Raw genomic sequence first — 15,889 nt, 5'->3', positions numbered from 1 at the left:
TGATTTTATTCTGGCCAGTTCATTTTTTGAAATAAATCCCAAACCACAATTCCGGCACTTACAGAAATATTAAGAGAGTGTTTGGTTCCAAGTTGCGGAATTTCAATACATCCGTCGCAGATTGCTACGGCTTCTTGCGAAACGCCATAAACTTCATTTCCAAAAACTAAAGCATATTTCTGGTCTTTTTCAATTTTAAAATCCTGAAGAAAAACGGAACTTTCAACCTGCTCAATTGCCATTGTAAGAACATTTTCTTTCTTTAAGTTTTCGATAACTTCCAAAACATTTTCATTATGTTCCCAAGCAACAGTTTCGGTTGCGCCAAGAGCAGTTTTATGGATTTCCTTATTTGGAGGAGTTGCGGTGATTCCGCATAAGATTATTTTTTCAATCAAAAACGCATCAGCAGTTCTAAAAACAGAACCAATATTGTGTAGACTTCTAATATCGTCTAAAACTAATATTAAAGGTGTTTTCTCCGATTTTTTAAAATCTTCAATAGATTTACGGTCTAGTTCGCTGTTTTCGAGTTTTCTCATTGTTTTTGAATTGTAGTCATAAAAAAAGCTTCCAAAGATAAGGAAGCTTTTTGATTATTTTAAATGTTTTTCAGATTAGCTTTTTACTGGATCTGGTAAAACAGTACCTTTAATAGTAAGGATTTTTGTAGGTTGTCCTTCTGCGTTAGAAGTTACAGTTACAGTTTTTGTAAAAGCACCAACTCTATCAGTAGCATATTTTACACCAATAACACCTTTAGCTCCTGGAGCGATTGGTTCTTTTGGAGTAGTTGGAACAGTACATCCGCAAGATCCTGTAGTGTTAGTAATGATTAATGGCTTAGTTCCGTTGTTTACAAAAACGAATTCACGTTTTCCATCAGCATTGTGAGCGATAGTTCCGTAATCGATAGTTTCAGTTTCGAAAGCCATTCCAGCTCCTTCAACTTTAGCAACTTTAGCCGCTTTAGCTTTTTTAGTTGTTTGTGCATTAGTAGCCGTAATACCAGCTACAGCTAACATAGCGAATAAGATTATTTTTTTCATCTTTAAGGGTCTTTTTTAATGATAAACAAAGCTATGTAAAAATCTTATACTACAACCTAAAAAAATCTTAAAATATTTTAATTTTTGAAGCTTTTCATATGCGGCTAAAAAAGCATAAATTCGCTGTCTTAATTTTTTCATTTAAAAACATTACAATTTGGCAGCTAAAGAGAAAGTGGTGAAGGAAACACCTTTAATGAAACAGTACAACGAAATCAAGGCTAAATATCCTGATGCATGTCTGCTTTTCAGAGTAGGAGATTTTTATGAAACCTTTGGAGAAGACGCCATTAGAGCTTCTAAGATTTTAGGAATAACATTAACAAAAAGAGGTGCAGGATCTGATACAGAAACGGCGCTTGCGGGGTTTCCACATCATTCTGTTAATACTTATTTGCCAAAATTGGTAAAAGCTGGACTTCGTGTTGCAATCTGCGATCAGCTGGAAGATCCAAAAATGACCAAAACAATTGTAAAAAGAGGGGTAACGGAGTTGGTAACTCCTGGAGTTTCTTTGAACGATGAGGTTTTACAATCGAAATCAAACAACTTTTTGGCATCTGTTTATTTTGCTAATAAAAATATCGGAATTTCATTTTTAGATGTTTCAACTGGAGAGTTTTTAACGGCTCAAGGAAATGCAGAATATATTGACAAATTGTTGCAGAACTTTAACCCAAGCGAGGTTTTGGTTGCAAAGAATAATAAGAATGATTTTAAAACTGCTTTTGGAGAAGATTTTCATAGTTTCTACCTAGAAGATTGGATTTATAAAGAAGATTATGCTTTAGAAACTTTAACAAAGCATTTTCAGACGAATTCCTTAAAAGGATTTGGTGTTGAAGAATTAAAAGAAGGAATTATTGCTTCTGGAGCAATTTTATATTATTTATCCGAGACGCAGCATAATCGTGTGCAGCATATTACGGCTATTCAGCGTATTGCGGAAGATGCTTACGTGTGGATGGATCGCTTTACCATTCGAAACTTAGAATTGTATCATAGTTATAATCCAAATGCAGTTACGCTTTTGGACGTTATCGATAAAACGCTTTCTCCAATGGGAGGTCGTTTGTTGAAACGTTGGTTGGCATTGCCTTTAAAAGACGCTAATAAAATAAAAGGACGACATGAAGTAGTAGCGTATTTAAAATCAAATCCTGAAATTCTGCATAATATCCAATATCAGATTAAACAGATTTCAGATTTAGAGCGTTTGATTTCTAAAATTGCTGCAGGAAAAGTTTCGCCAAGAGAAATTGTGTATTTAAAGGAATCTTTAGATGCCATTATTCCGATTAAAACTCTTGCGCTGGAAAGTCCGCAAGAAGCGGTAAAGGTTATCGGAGACAGTTTACATGCTTGTGATTTGCTTCGCGAAAAAATTAAAACGACATTAAACCAAGATGCGCCAGTTGCAATCTCAAAAGGAAATGCGATCGCAGCAGGAATAAATGAAGAACTGGATGAATTGCGTGCGATTTCAACTTCAGGAAAAGAATTTTTAGAAGGAATTGAAAAAAGAGAATCGGAAAGAACAGGAATTTCTTCATTGAAAATTTCTTTTAACAATGTTTTCGGATACTATATTGAAGTTAGAAATACGCACAAAGATAAAGTTCCAGAAGAATGGATTCGTAAACAGACTTTGGTAAATGCAGAGCGTTATATTACTGAAGAATTAAAAGAATACGAAACCAAAATTTTAGGAGCAGAAGAAAAGATCTATAAAATAGAAAGTGAGCTTTTTGAGCAATTAGTAGCTTGGATTTCGACTTATATCAAACCAGTTCAAATGAACGCGTATTTGGTTGCGCAATTGGATTGTTTATGTTCGTTTACGCAAATGGCTGTCGAAAATCAATATGTGCAGCCTGAAATCGATGATACATTCGAATTGGATATCAAAAACGGAAGACACCCTGTAATCGAAAAGCAATTGCCAGTTGGAACGCCTTATATTGCCAATGATGTTTTCTTAGACAGAGAAACGCAGCAGATTATTATGATTACCGGGCCAAACATGTCGGGTAAGTCGGCGATTTTAAGGCAAACGGCTCTAATTGTACTTTTGGCTCAAATGGGAAGTTTTGTGCCTGCTGACAGTGTTAGAATGGGAATTGTCGATAAGATCTTTACCAGAGTTGGAGCTTCTGATAATATCTCAATGGGAGAATCAACTTTTATGGTCGAAATGAACGAAACGGCTTCGATCTTGAATAATATTTCAGATCGAAGTTTAGTGCTGTTAGATGAGATTGGAAGAGGAACAAGTACCTACGACGGAATCTCGATTGCTTGGGCAATTGCTGAATTTTTGCACGAGCATCCGGGGAGAGCAAAAACGCTTTTTGCAACGCATTATCATGAGTTGAATGAAATGACGGAATCGATGCCGAGAATCCAGAATTTTAATGTGGCGGTAAAAGAGTTGAAAGATACCGTTCTTTTTGTTAGAAAGCTGGTAAAAGGAGGGAGCGCACATAGTTTCGGAATTCATGTTGCTAAAATGGCTGGAATGCCTCAGCTGGTTATTTCGAAAGCACAAAAGCTTTTAAAGAAATTAGAAAAGAACCATTCAAGTGATGCTCTAAACGGAATAAAATCTGCTAATGATGAAATGCAGATGAGTTTCTTTAATCTAGATGATCCTTTGTTGGAAGAGATAAAAGAGGAAATTTTGAGCCTCGACATTAATGCAATTACACCAGTAGAAGCATTGATGAAACTGAATGAGATCAAAAGAATGCTGGTTAAAAAATAAAATCTAAAAATTTTCAATTTTAAAGTTTAGGTTATCAGAATGTTATAAAATAAGTGGATTTTTTTTTGAAAAAACGCTTGTGTAATTGAATAAATGTCCTAAATTTGCACTCGCAATACGAAACAAATCAAGTGTTGCAGTTCTTAAATAGAATTTGAAAATGCGAAAATAGCTCAGTTGGTAGAGCGCGACCTTGCCAAGGTCGAGGTCGCGGGTTCGAGCCCCGTTTTTCGCTCAAAAACCATACAATGCTCGGATGGTGAAATTGGTAGACACGCTGGACTTAAAATCCAGTGAACAGCAATGTTCGTGCGGGTTCAAGTCCCGCTCTGAGTACTAAAGCCTCTTCTTTTGAAGAGGCTTTTTTTATTTGCAGGCTTGCAGATAATAAATTTACGCAGTAAATTTATTAGAATCTCAGAATCTCAGAATCTCAGAATCTCAGAATCTCAGAATCTCAGAATCTCAGAATCTCAGAATCTCAGAATCTCAGAATCTCAGAATCTCAGAATCTCAGAATCTCAGAATCTCAGAATCTCGGAATCTCAAAAAAAAATCAACAATCTAAAATCTAAAATTTATAAATGGGTGCTTTTGTAATTAGCAAGCGGTTTAATGATGAATATAAGTTTACGTTTACCTCTCGGAGAGGGAAAGTAATTTTTACGAGTTTGAGTTATGAGTTGAGGTTTGAGTGTGAAGAGGATATTGAAAGGTTTAAGGCGAATATTGAGCTTGCGAAGTTTTTGAAGTTTAAGGGTTCTGGAGGGAAGTATTTTTTTAAATTGATGCTTGGTGATGTTCATTTTGCTACAAGTCGAAAATACAGTACGGAATTGCTTTTGCAGAAAGGGGTGAAGGAGATCGTGACTTATTCTTCTAGATCGGAAATTTTGGATTTTTCTTCGAGTGAGTCAATTTTTGGTGATGAGGAATCTGAAGATGAAGAAGTGGAAGAAGCGGCTGAATGAAAAAAGCGTTCGCAATTGCGGACGCTTTTTTTTATTTGTGAATTTTGCGAAAAAAAAAGTTATCGCAAAAAAAAACCATCTATAAAGATGGTTTTAAAATCGTTAGAACTTAGGTTCTAATTATTTTTTTACTTCTTCTACTTTAGCAGCAGCAGAGTCAACTTTAGCAGCAGCAGAATCAACAGTTGCAGCAGCAGAATCAACAACAGCAGCAGCTGAATCAACAGCAACAGCAGTAGAATCTACAGCAGGAGCTTCAGCAGCAGCGTCAGCTTTTTTACAAGATACAACAGTTAAAACAGCAACAACAGCTAAACTTAAAAATACTTTTTTCATCTTACTTTATTATAAAAGGTTAATTATTAATTCGTGGCAAAGATATAAATTTTTTAATATGTAAAATATTTTTTCACTTTTTTTTTAAAATATTTTCCTTACTCACGTTTATCTTATTTATCAAAGAATATGCCAAAATTATAAATTTTTCTTAAATTATCTAATTTCTCGTCTAAATAATTTTTTGTTGAATAATCTTTATGAAAATCAGTTATTTAGTTTCTTTGATTTAGGATTTGTATTGTTTTTTAAGAGTATTTAAGCAGGATCGTTTAGACTTATTTCTTCAATTTTAACACCTTTATCAAGTCAAAAGGCTATGAGATGAGTTTTATGATCGTTTCAGTGGCTCCTTTATGGTCTTGAATAAACGATTTGCAGATTGCGCTTTTTTCTTCTAGAAAGTTTTTATCATTCAATAATTTGTCCAAAATGGCTTTAAGTTCTGCGCTCGTTGATATGGGCATGCAGCCTCCAATTTTGGCTAAATCAACTGCTTCTGCGAAATTTGAATAATTAGGGCCAATTACAATTGGAATTCCAAAGGTAGCAGGTTCTAATATATTGTGTATTCCGGGATTTCCAAATCCGCCGCCTACATATGCAATGGTTCCGTAACTATAGATCTTAGTCAAAATTCCAATAGTGTCTATTATAAAAACGCTGTAATCAAATAAATCTTTGTTTTCTTTTTCTGAAAAGAGAACCGTTGGTTTTGTGATTTTTGACAAAAGATCTGAAATCTGATCGGGTTTAATATTGTGTGGAGCAATTATGAATTTTACATTTTCAGGAGCTTGATTGATATATTCGGCAATTAAGATTTCATCTTTTGGCCATGAGCTTCCAACGACAATTGTCGTCTGATTGTTTTTAAAATTCTCAACAAAATCAAGACGATTGTCTCTTTCTAAAATAGCATTTACGCGATCAAAACGAGTGTCGCCAGAAACAATTACGTTATGAAATCCAATTGATTCAATTTTTTGTTTGGAGCTTTCATTTTGAACAAAAAAATAAGTGAAAGTATTCAGAGCTTTTCTGTAAAAGCCGCCATACCATTTAAAAAACATCTGATTGTCTCTGAAAATTCCCGAAATCAGATAAGCTGGTGTTTTGCTTTTTTCTAATTCCTTTAAATAGTTAAGCCAGAATTCGTATTTGATGAAAAAAGCAAATTCAGGATGAACCAGTTTTAAAAATCGTTTTGCATTACTTTTAGTGTCAAGCGGTAAATAAATGGTCACATCGGCAACTGTGTTATTTTTACGCACTTCGTATCCAGATGGTGAAAAAAAGGTTACAATAATTTTATGTGAGGGATATTTTTCTTTGATTTTTTCTATAACAGGAAGTCCTTGTTCATATTCGCCAAGTGAGGCAGAATGAAACCAGATTGTTTTGTCCTCTACTTTAATTTTTTCTTCTAATACTGAAAATACATTTTTTCGGCCTTCAATAAAAAGCTTAATTTTCGGACTAAATAGCGCTATGATTTTTAAGAAAAATCCTGCGATGTAAATGGTTAGATTGTATAAAAAAAGCATGTAATTTTTTTTGCAGCTAAATTACATTTCTTTCGACTATTTTCATTGGTTTGAAGCTATTAATAACTATTTTTGTTCCTCCTTTTAGAGATTTCTGCCTAAAAACGGTGTCTTTAATTTTTTTAAATAGATTCAAAATGAAAAAAATACAAATGGTTGACTTAAAGAGTCAATACGAAAAAATAAAATCGACTGTAGATGCTTCAATTCAAGAAGTTTTAGATACAAATACTTATATCAACGGACCTTTAGTTCATCAGTTTCAAAAAAATCTTGAAGATTATTTAGGCGCAAAACACGTTATTCCTTGTGCAAATGGTACAGATGCGTTGCAGATTGCCATGATGGGACTTGGTCTTCAACCTGGAGATGAGGTTATCACTGCCGATTTTACTTTTGCGGCTACAGTTGAGGTGATTGCTTTATTGCAATTAACTCCAGTTTTGGTTGATGTTGATTTGCATAATATGAACATCGATATTGATGCGGTGAAAAAAGCAATTACGCCAAAAACAAAAGCGATTGTTCCTGTACATTTATTTGGACGCGCTGCAAATATGGATGCAATTATGGAAATTGCAGCTCAATACAATTTATATGTAATCGAAGATAATGCTCAGGCAATTGGTGCAGATTATGTTTCTAAATCTGGTTCAAAAGTTAAAGTAGGAACAATTGGTCACGTGGCAGCAACTTCATTCTTCCCATCTAAAAACTTAGGGTGTTATGGTGACGGAGGAGCGATTTTTACAAATGATGATAAATTGGCTCACATTATCCGCGGAATTGTAAATCACGGAATGTATGAGCGTTACCACCACGATGTTGTAGGTGTAAATTCACGTTTAGATAGTATTCAGGCTGGAGTTTTAAATGCAAAATTGCCACTTTTAGATGAATACAATCAAGCACGTCGTTTGGCGGCAACTAAATACAATGCAGCTTTCGCTGGAAATGCGCATATCATAACTCCAGATTTTGATGCAAACGAAAATGATCACGTTTTTCATCAATATGTATTAAGAATCGTTGATGCAGATCGTAATGCTTTAATGCAACATTTATTGGATAAAGGAATTCCTTGTGCAATTTATTATCCAATTCCACTTCACTCTCAAAAAGCATATTTAGATCCTCGTTATAAAGAAGAGCAATTTCCTGTAACAAATCAATTAGTTCAAGAAGTAATTGCTTTACCAATGCATACAGAACTTGATGATGAACAGATTAAATATATTACAGACAGCGTAATCGAATTTTTAAAATAAGACAATTTAAGTATTAGCCAAAATATAACTACAAACAACCACCAAATGAAAGTATTAGTAACAGGAGGATTAGGATTTATTGGATCTCACACCGTAGTCGAATTGCAAAATGAAGGCTTCGAAGTAGTGATTATTGATAACCTTTCCAATTCTTCAGAAGATGTTTTAAATGGAATTACAGCAATTACAGGGAAAACACCTTTATTTGAAAAATTAGATTTAAGAGAAAAGACTGCAGTGCAGGATTTTTTTAAAAAACATAATGATGTTACTGGGGTAATTCATTTTGCGGCTTCAAAAGCAGTGGGCGAAAGTGTTGAACAGCCTTTGTTGTATTATGAAAACAACATTAGCAGTTTAATTTATCTTTTACAGGAATTACAGCAAAAACCTGAAGCAAGTTTTATTTTTAGCTCGTCTTGTACCGTTTACGGTCAAGCCGAAAAAATGCCAATTACAGAAGATGCTCCGGTTCAGTTGGCAATGTCTCCTTACGGAAACACAAAACAGATCGGAGAAGAAATTATCACAGACACCGCAAAAGTTACCAATATCAGTGCGATTTTATTGCGTTATTTTAATCCAGTTGGAGCTCACGAATCTGTGCAGATTGGCGAATTACCGTTAGGAGTTCCTCAAAATCTAGTTCCATTTATTACACAAACAGGTGTAGGAATGCGCCAGGAATTATCTGTTTTTGGTAATGATTATCCAACTCCAGACGGAACCGCAGTTCGTGATTATATTCACGTTGTTGATTTGGCAAAAGCCCATGTCATTGCTTTACAACGTTTGTTAAATAAAAAGAATTTAGCAAAAGTTGAAACCTTCAATTTAGGAACTGGAAAGGGAAGTTCTGTTCTTGAAGTGATTCATAGTTTTGAAAAAGTCAGCGGTAAAAAACTGCCTTATAAGATGATGCCTCGCCGCGAAGGTGATATTACTGAAGCTTACGCAAATACAGATAAGGCAAATAACGTCTTAGGATGGAAGGCTGAACTAAGTCTTGATAAAGCGATGGCAAGCGCCTGGGAATGGGAACAAAAAGTAAGGAATAAGTAATTTTTTAATAAGATTATAATTTTTTAAAGTCCCAGATTATAGTAATATAGTTTGGGACTTTTTTTTAAAGCATTTTTATGAAACAAAATTTAGATTATAAATTAATTTTTGCTCTTGCAGCAGTTGGAATTATCTGGGGAACAACCTTTTTAGGAATTCGCGTTGCAGTTGAAACGATTCCGCCTTGGTTTGTAACTTCAATTCGTCAGGGATTAGCAGGATTGATCATGATGACAATTTTATTGTTTAAGAAAGAGTTAAAATGGATTGGATGGGAGAATTTAAAACATCAGCTCGTTCCTTCTGTGTTAATGATTGTAATAGCAAATGGGTTTACAACCATAGCCGAGCAGACTGTACCTAGCGGATTAGCATCTGTGATAAGCGCCTTGTCTCCGATACTTATTTTTCTAGGTAGCATTATGTTTGGACTACAAAAAATGAGTTTAAGAGGATTTATAGGTGTAATTATTGGATTTTCAGGGGTGGTTTTTATTTTTAAAGACGGCCTCGGATCCTTTTTAGATGCTGATTATAGAACCGGAATGATGTTCATGGGATTTGCGATATTGGCTTGGGCTGGTGGAACAATTTATACCAAACTTCATGGGAATAAATCTAAAAATATAATTCTTAATTTATTTTACCAGTTTACAATGGCTTCGTGCATTCAGATTGTTTTAGCATTTATTTTTTCGCCCAATATTGATGTGAGTTTATGGAGTTCTAAAAGTATTTTAGCAGCATTGTATTTGTCGATTTTCGGGTCTGTAATTGCTTTTTTTAGCTATAATTACGCTCTGAAACATGTTACAGCAGTGCAGGTTTCTATTTTATCGTACATCAATACGATAATTGCAGTTTTTCTAGGCTGGCTGCTTTTAGACGAAGTGATTACAATAGATTTTATTATTGCTACAGCTTTAATTATTCTCGGTGTTTTTATTGTAAATTACAAGAAGAAGGAAAAGAAAGTTTTATAAAATTTGATTCATTTTATTTTGTAAATTTGTAAGAATTAAAATGTAGGAATAATGGGTTCGGATAAAGAAAATAAAAAGAACAAGGTTGAAGAACCTGCGGTTGAATATGAAGTTCAAAAACCAAAATTTAAAGGTATAGATCGTGAAACTTTTGATTTTGATGCTGAATTTGCAAAAGGATTAACGCCGGAGGAAGCAAAAGCAGAATCGAAAAGGAGAATTAGAGAATGGTGGGGGAAATAGAAGTTGTTTTTACTCCATCAGTAATTAGTTATCTTGATAATTTGGTTTTAATCTTGTATAAAAAAGAATACTTTGGTTTTATAGAATCAGCCGAAGAATATGTAGATGCTATTTATGATGTTGTTCCCGAAAGAATAAAAAAATCTCCTCATAAGAAAACTCCAAAACCTCTTCAATATTTAGGTTTAAATTATATCTTTTATAAATCTAATGCGAGAACAACTTGGTATATATTTTTCGAAAAAAGAAATCAAAATTATTTGATTACCGGAATTCTAAATAATTACAGCGAAGAAGCAAAAGAGCTATAAAGCAAAAATCCTCATAAACAATCTGTTCATGAGGATTTTTTATAAGTATAGTTTTTAACTGATCACTAAAAACTGAATACTAATTAAGCATTCGCAACAGCAGCTTCTTTGTCAATTTTATTAATCAAACCAGTTAATACTTTTCCAGGACCAACTTCAGTAAACAAAGTAGCGCCATCAGCGATCATTTGCTGTACAGACTGAGTCCATTTTACAGGAGCAGTCAATTGAATGATTAAATTCTTTTTAATTTCATTAGCATCAGAAACCGCATTTGCAGTTACGTTTTGATACACAGGACAGATTGGAGCAGAGAAAGTAGTTGCTTCAATTGCGGCAGCCAATTCTTCTCTTGCTGGCTCCATCATTGGAGAGTGAAAAGCACCTCCAACAGGTAAAATCAAAGCACGTTTTGCTCCAGCAGCTTTCATAGCTTCGCAAGCTTTTTCAACAGCAGTAGTTTCACCAGAAATAACTAATTGTCCTGGGCAGTTATAGTTAGCAGCAACCACAACACCATCGATAGAAGCACAAACTTCTTCTACAACATTATCGGCCAAACCTAAAACAGCAGCCATTGTTGATGGAGTAATTTCGCAAGCTTTTTGCATTGCCAAAGCACGCTGAGAAACTAATTTAAGACCATCTTCAAAAGATAAAGTTCCGTTAGCAACCAAAGCTGAAAATTCTCCTAATGAATGCCCTGCAACCATTTCCGGTTTGAAATCTTCTAAAGTTTTAGCTAAAATAACAGAGTGCAAAAATACAGCTGGTTGCGTTACTTTAGTTTCTTTTAGTTCTTCGGCAGTACCTTCAAACATGATATCTGTAATTCTGAAACCTAGAATTTCATTTGCTTTTTCGAATAATTCTTTGGCTAAAGCCGAATTTTCATAAACGTCTTTACCCATTCCTGTGAATTGCGCTCCTTGACCCGGAAATACGTATGCTTTCATTTGTCTAATTTGTTTTTTATTTTTTTTGATTGAAAATTAGTTTCAATTGAAAGGCAAAAGTACTATTTTTTTTAGCTCGTATATCTCTTAAACATATAAATCCATGCTAATCTTGAAAATCTAAGATTAAAAGGAGTCAGTAAAGTAATAACCACAGCAATAATAGGAAGGATTCTTAAATCGAAGTTTGTTTCGAAAAAATACTGAGCAATACAATAGGTTGCAATTCCTTGAGCAACTGTTAATCCGTAGTTTACATACATAGCACCAAAGAAATAACCAGGCTCTTTTTGAAACTTATAATTGCAGTGGCTGCAGTATTCATTCATTTTCGGAAAACTGAAATTCAGAAAAATATTTTTGTCTGTAAAAACTTTTCCTTTATGACAAACAGGACATTCGTTTTTTAAAATATGAGTTAATGCGCTTGACATGATATTGTTAATTTTTGTTTATACAAAGGTAATTCAGAGCATTATAAAAGTCTTTTTAGTATCTTCGCTTATTATAGCACAATAAAGACATTTTGATTTAAATTTTCAAAAAACAAATTCCAAATTACAAAATGGAAACGGTGATTTTTATAATCAAAAAAATAAATAATACTTATTTATGAAAAAATATCCCATTTATAGTGTTCAGAATTTTAGCTGTAACGATATTCACCGCGATTTCTATGTCAATACTTTTACGGAGCATTTAAAAAGTCACAGTTTTGTAGAAGAACCGCATCGCCACGATTCCTATTTAATGGTCTTTTTTACAAATGGCTCGGGATTGCATGAAGTCGATTTTGATCAATTCGAAATCAAAAGAGGAAGTCTTTTTGTGCTTCAACCTGGGCAAATGCACCATTGGAATTTATCGGAAGATATTGAAGGTTTCGTTATTATCTTTTCACAGGAATTGTATAATCTGTATTTCGGACAGAAAAAAATCAACGATTACAATTTTTACCATTCCATTCAAAACCGTCCCGAGATGGTTTTTGAAGAAAAGGAAATCCCGAAAATCCTACCTTATTTCGATTTGTTGATTCAAGAAAATAGTCAAGCTAATAAATATCAATTAGACAAATTATTGAATTTATTGGATTGCATTCATATTGAAGTCGCTAGAAAATATGGCGAAACGTATTCGCATCAAACCCATTCTTACAATATTAAAATCAATACGTTTGAATCGCTTTTAGAAGAATATTTCAGAACAGAGAAACTGCCTTCATTTTATGCAGAAAAACTAAATATTACGTTGAAGCATTTAAACAGAATCTGTAACGAAATTCTCCAAAAAACAGCCACAGAAGTAATTACAGACCGAGTGATTTTGGAAATAAAAAGAATGCTGATCGACAAACAATTAGCTGTAAATGAAGTAGCATTCAAAGTCGGTTACGAAGATTATTCATATTTCTCCCGCTTCTTCAAAAAACAAACCGGAATGTCGCCGACTGAATTTAGAAATGTAAAGTAAGAAGTGGCTTCGACTTCGCTCAGCCTGACATATGATATCTTTAAGAATACGATTGTCAGGCTGAGCGAAGTCGAAGCCCCGTTCCTAAAAGCAAAAAATCCTGTACCCCGAGAAGGTACAGGATTTTAACCAACCAAATTAAAACCTATTATAAGTATTAGGCTTGTTTTACAAATTGTAATTCAATGTTCAAACGAACTTCTTCACCTACCAAAACACCACCTGTTTCAAGAGCTGAGTTCCAATTTAAACCCCAATCTTTACGATTAATTTTTCCTTCTATGCTTAAACCTACTTTTGTATTTCCCCAAGGATCAGTCATGATTCCGCTAAATTCAACTGGGAATTTTACTGTTTTAGAAACACCTTTAATGTCTAAATCTCCAGTTAATTCATATTCACCATCATTGATTTTTTTGAAAGCAGAAGATTTGAAAGTTAATTTCGGGTGATTTTCAGCGTCAAAGAAATCACCGCTTCTTAAATGTCCGTCACGATCAGCATTTGCAGTGTCTACTGAAGCAATATCAGCAGAAAAACTGAAATCTGCATTATCAAAACTTTCTCCTTCTGTAATTGCAGAAGCATCATAAGTTCCGAATTTTCCTGAAACATTTGTAAACATCATGTGTTTAACTTTAAAACCAATTTCTGAGTGAGTTGGGTCAATTGACCATTTTGTAGTTGCCATAATTTTATTTTTTTTTAAATAATTAATTTGTTTCATTTTGATAGGACAAAGTTACGGTGACAGTTGTCCTGGAGCACTTAACCTAGATTAAGAAATGAAAAATGTAATTGTTTTTGCCACAGATTACACAGATTAATAGGATTAAAAGAAATATTGCCACGAATTTCCACAAGTTTCAATTCAATTTATTTCGAGCAATTGCTACGCCTGTTCGCTATCGCTCGAGACGTGGCGAAAAAAATCAATTTAATCCTTTTAATCTGTGGCGAAAAAAAACTAATGCTTAAGCTTAGTTTTTGCTATTCATATAAAATGTCAGCGCTCCTGAAGGACATTTATTAACAGTAGAAATTATTTTCTCAGTTGTAGATTGTTCTGGAGTAATCCAGGGTTTTTCTTTTGGGCGAAAAACATCTGGATTATTTTTGACACAATTGGCAGAATGAATGCATTTTCCAGATTGCCATACAATCGTAACTTCTCCGTTTGTGTATTCTTTAGTTAGGTTATTTGGATTCATGGTTTAAAATTTTAAGGATTAGTTTTAATTTTAAAGTCAGACCAATTTCTTATCATAAAGTTAGTCTTTCTTTTTTGAAATGGAACAAAAAAAGAAACGATAATGATCTGATTTACAGATTTATTATCGTTTCAAAGTACAGGTATTAATTGTTTTTGTTTGAATTAATAATTCATCGGAATGTCCATTAATAAAAATTCAGCATCTGTATTGGCTTTAATATTTAAAACATCAGTTCCTGAAATTCCAACTGCATCACGAGAATTTAATTCCTGACCGTTGATGGTTACATTTCCCTTTAAAACGAAAGCATAAACTCCGTTTCCTTCTTTTTTGATTTTATATTCGGCCGTAATTCCAGAATCGAAATTACCCATATTGAACCATGCGTCTTGGTGAATCCAAACTCCTTCATCATCTGCATTTGGAGATAAAACCTGAGACAATTTATTGTGTCTATCGGCAACATCCAAAGTAATTTGCTGATAACGAGGCGTAACATTTCTTTTGTTTGGAAACAACCAAATCTGCAACAATTTAGTCTGCTGATCTTCATTCGGATTAAACTCACTATGCTGAATTCCAGTTCCTGCACTCATTACCTGAATATCTCCGTTTTTGATCACTTCCGTATTTCCCATGCTGTCTTTATGAGCCAAATCACCTTCCAACGGAATCGTAATAATTTCCATATTATCGTGAGGGTGAGTTCCAAATCCCATTCCCGCAGCAATTGTATCGTCATTCAAAACACGAAGCGCTCCAAACTGAATTCTATCTGGATTGTACCAGCTCGCAAAGCTAAAGCTATGATAAGCGTTCAACCATCCGTGATTTGCGTTTCCTCTTGTGTCTGCTTTGTGCAATACTATATTTTCCATGATTTTGTCTTTTATTGATTTTGATAGTACAAAGATACAGTCGATGTAAACGAAAAGCACTTAATGTAGATTAAGAAAAGATTCTGAGGTTCTAAGTGGCTGAGATGCTAAGTTTTTTTCGGGAGCAGAAGTATCGTTTTCAAAAGACGTTTAGTCCCGCTATCCGTTTCAATCTTTTGTGTCTCGTTAAAGGAACGAGACACAAAAGGATTTCCACTTCTATCGGGGCTATTTTAGAAGTTTTAGTTTTCAGTAGAAGTTTTATTTACGATTGAACACAAAGTGTAGCCACAAAGTTTGTCATCCTGAGGAACGAAGGATCACACAAGAAATTCCCCTACATAATCGTCAATTTTTGTCGAGTTCCGAGTGTGATCCTTCGTTCCTCAGGATGACAAGATTGCGTTGAACAATTGCACTCAAAGAAAAATAATCTTTGCGACTTAGCGTCTTTGCGAGATTATTAAAAACTACTTAATCCGAACCAATTTCCCTTTTCCAACTACTACATCAAGATAATTCATAGCACGATGTTTCTTATCATGCATAAAAAAAGGAATAGTATCTTTTTCGATTTGATCCTTTGGAATACTGATAATCAAATCGGTATTAATGAAATTATCCAATAGTATTACATTGCCATAAGAAACTTTTCCTTTCGGCAAATATTTGTTATCAAAAGCAAAAATGCTGTCCTTAAAAGTAATTTTATCTTTTAGGATATAAGCATTATCGTCTTCAATCAAATAATTGTATCGGCCAGTAAGTTTATCTGTTTTCTGATTGAAGTTAATGAAAAGCAGCGTGATGAGTAAAGCAAAATATTTCATGGCA

The 15,889-nt window shown here is 33.9% G+C and carries 18 protein-coding genes and 2 tRNA genes; 10 read left to right on the top strand and 10 right to left on the bottom strand.

From position 1 onward, the window contains the following. Positions 1-5: 5 nt before the first annotated feature. Positions 6-542 (bottom strand): RNA methyltransferase, encoded by a 537-nt coding sequence (locus NCC77_RS01540; RefSeq protein ID WP_250834070.1) that lies wholly within the window; start codon positions 540-542, stop codon positions 6-8. A 75-nt stretch (positions 543-617) separates the two neighbouring features. Further along, on the bottom strand, positions 618-1,049 hold the full coding sequence (locus tag NCC77_RS01535; protein ID WP_095927851.1) for a DUF1573 domain-containing protein: 432 nt from the start codon (positions 1,047-1,049) through the stop codon (positions 618-620). Between the two features lie 157 nt (positions 1,050-1,206). Between NCC77_RS01535 and mutS the strand changes: the two genes are divergently transcribed. The 4 genes from mutS to NCC77_RS01515 all read left to right on the top strand — a co-directional run bounded on the left by mutS (position 1,207) and on the right by NCC77_RS01515 (position 4,784). After that, positions 1,207-3,813 (top strand): DNA mismatch repair protein MutS, encoded by a 2,607-nt coding sequence (gene mutS, locus NCC77_RS01530; protein ID WP_250834069.1) that lies wholly within the window; start codon positions 1,207-1,209, stop codon positions 3,811-3,813. Positions 3,814-3,975: 162 nt separating this feature from the next. After that, positions 3,976-4,048: transfer RNA gene (locus NCC77_RS01525), tRNA-Gly, on the top strand. Positions 4,049-4,063: 15 nt separating this feature from the next. Beyond that, positions 4,064-4,149, top strand: a tRNA-Leu gene (locus NCC77_RS01520). A gap of 248 nt (positions 4,150-4,397) precedes the next feature. Further along, positions 4,398-4,784: a DUF1508 domain-containing protein gene (locus NCC77_RS01515; protein ID WP_250834068.1), complete on the top strand. Its 387-nt coding sequence runs from the start codon at positions 4,398-4,400 to the stop codon at positions 4,782-4,784. A 120-nt stretch (positions 4,785-4,904) separates the two neighbouring features. On the opposite strand, the gene NCC77_RS01510 is transcribed toward NCC77_RS01515, so the two are convergent. Together NCC77_RS01510 and NCC77_RS01505 are read right to left on the bottom strand one after the other, a co-directional pair. Continuing rightward, the gene (locus tag NCC77_RS01510) at positions 4,905-5,120 is read right to left on the bottom strand and encodes a PG1828 family lipoprotein (protein WP_008467260.1); all 216 of its coding nucleotides are present in this window, start codon (positions 5,118-5,120) and stop codon (positions 4,905-4,907) included. 317 nt (positions 5,121-5,437) lie between these two features. Then, complete coding sequence (locus NCC77_RS01505) at positions 5,438-6,667, bottom strand: 3-deoxy-D-manno-octulosonic acid transferase (RefSeq protein ID WP_250834067.1); 1,230 nt, start codon at positions 6,665-6,667, stop codon at positions 5,438-5,440. 137 nt (positions 6,668-6,804) lie between these two features. Between NCC77_RS01505 and NCC77_RS01500 the strand changes: the two genes are divergently transcribed. From NCC77_RS01500 to NCC77_RS01480, 5 genes are all read left to right on the top strand, one after another. Then, positions 6,805-7,935, top strand: coding sequence for a DegT/DnrJ/EryC1/StrS family aminotransferase (locus NCC77_RS01500; RefSeq protein ID WP_250834066.1), 1,131 nt, complete (start codon positions 6,805-6,807; stop codon positions 7,933-7,935). Between the two features lie 45 nt (positions 7,936-7,980). Continuing rightward, the gene (gene galE, locus NCC77_RS01495) at positions 7,981-8,997 is read left to right on the top strand and encodes a UDP-glucose 4-epimerase GalE (RefSeq protein WP_250834065.1); all 1,017 of its coding nucleotides are present in this window, start codon (positions 7,981-7,983) and stop codon (positions 8,995-8,997) included. 77 nt (positions 8,998-9,074) lie between these two features. Beyond that, on the top strand, positions 9,075-9,980 hold the full coding sequence (locus NCC77_RS01490; protein ID WP_250834064.1) for a DMT family transporter: 906 nt from the start codon (positions 9,075-9,077) through the stop codon (positions 9,978-9,980). Between the two features lie 51 nt (positions 9,981-10,031). Continuing rightward, complete coding sequence (locus NCC77_RS01485; protein WP_250834063.1) at positions 10,032-10,223, top strand: hypothetical protein; 192 nt, start codon at positions 10,032-10,034, stop codon at positions 10,221-10,223. Further along, a complete protein-coding gene (locus NCC77_RS01480; RefSeq protein ID WP_250834062.1) occupies positions 10,208-10,534 on the top strand; it encodes a hypothetical protein in 327 nt (108 codons plus the stop codon). Before NCC77_RS01485 ends, NCC77_RS01480 begins: the two co-directional genes overlap by 16 nt. A gap of 83 nt (positions 10,535-10,617) precedes the next feature. Here NCC77_RS01480 and fabD read toward each other — a convergent pair whose 3' ends face one another. Then, positions 10,618-11,490, bottom strand: coding sequence for an ACP S-malonyltransferase (fabD, locus tag NCC77_RS01475; RefSeq protein WP_250834061.1), 873 nt, complete (start codon positions 11,488-11,490; stop codon positions 10,618-10,620). A 71-nt stretch (positions 11,491-11,561) separates the two neighbouring features. Then, positions 11,562-11,924 carry a DUF983 domain-containing protein gene (locus tag NCC77_RS01470; protein ID WP_250834060.1) on the bottom strand — a complete coding sequence of 121 codons (363 nt, stop codon included), beginning with the start codon at positions 11,922-11,924 and terminating at the stop codon, positions 11,562-11,564. A 178-nt stretch (positions 11,925-12,102) separates the two neighbouring features. On the opposite strand from NCC77_RS01470, the gene NCC77_RS01465 reads away from it, so the two are divergent. After that, positions 12,103-12,963, top strand: coding sequence for a helix-turn-helix domain-containing protein (locus NCC77_RS01465; RefSeq protein ID WP_250834059.1), 861 nt, complete (start codon positions 12,103-12,105; stop codon positions 12,961-12,963). 157 nt (positions 12,964-13,120) lie between these two features. Here NCC77_RS01465 and NCC77_RS01460 read toward each other — a convergent pair whose 3' ends face one another. The 4 genes from NCC77_RS01460 to NCC77_RS01445 all read right to left on the bottom strand — a co-directional run bounded on the left by NCC77_RS01460 (position 13,121) and on the right by NCC77_RS01445 (position 15,885). After that, positions 13,121-13,654 carry a YceI family protein gene (locus NCC77_RS01460; protein WP_073407833.1) on the bottom strand — a complete coding sequence of 178 codons (534 nt, stop codon included), beginning with the start codon at positions 13,652-13,654 and terminating at the stop codon, positions 13,121-13,123. A gap of 289 nt (positions 13,655-13,943) precedes the next feature. Then, on the bottom strand, positions 13,944-14,174 hold the full coding sequence (locus tag NCC77_RS01455) for a (4Fe-4S)-binding protein (protein ID WP_250834058.1): 231 nt from the start codon (positions 14,172-14,174) through the stop codon (positions 13,944-13,946). A gap of 164 nt (positions 14,175-14,338) precedes the next feature. Next, a complete protein-coding gene (locus NCC77_RS01450; RefSeq protein ID WP_250834057.1) occupies positions 14,339-15,055 on the bottom strand; it encodes a pirin family protein in 717 nt (238 codons plus the stop codon). A gap of 470 nt (positions 15,056-15,525) precedes the next feature. After that, positions 15,526-15,885 carry a hypothetical protein gene (locus NCC77_RS01445; protein ID WP_250834056.1) on the bottom strand — a complete coding sequence of 120 codons (360 nt, stop codon included), beginning with the start codon at positions 15,883-15,885 and terminating at the stop codon, positions 15,526-15,528. Positions 15,886-15,889: the final 4 nt, after the last annotated feature.

This window comes from Flavobacterium tyrosinilyticum, assembly GCF_023656565.1.
Lineage (GTDB): Bacteria > Bacteroidota > Bacteroidia > Flavobacteriales > Flavobacteriaceae > Flavobacterium > Flavobacterium tyrosinilyticum.
The sequence above is the reverse complement of the archived record's forward strand: the minus strand, read 5'-3'. Positions and strand labels throughout refer to the sequence as shown.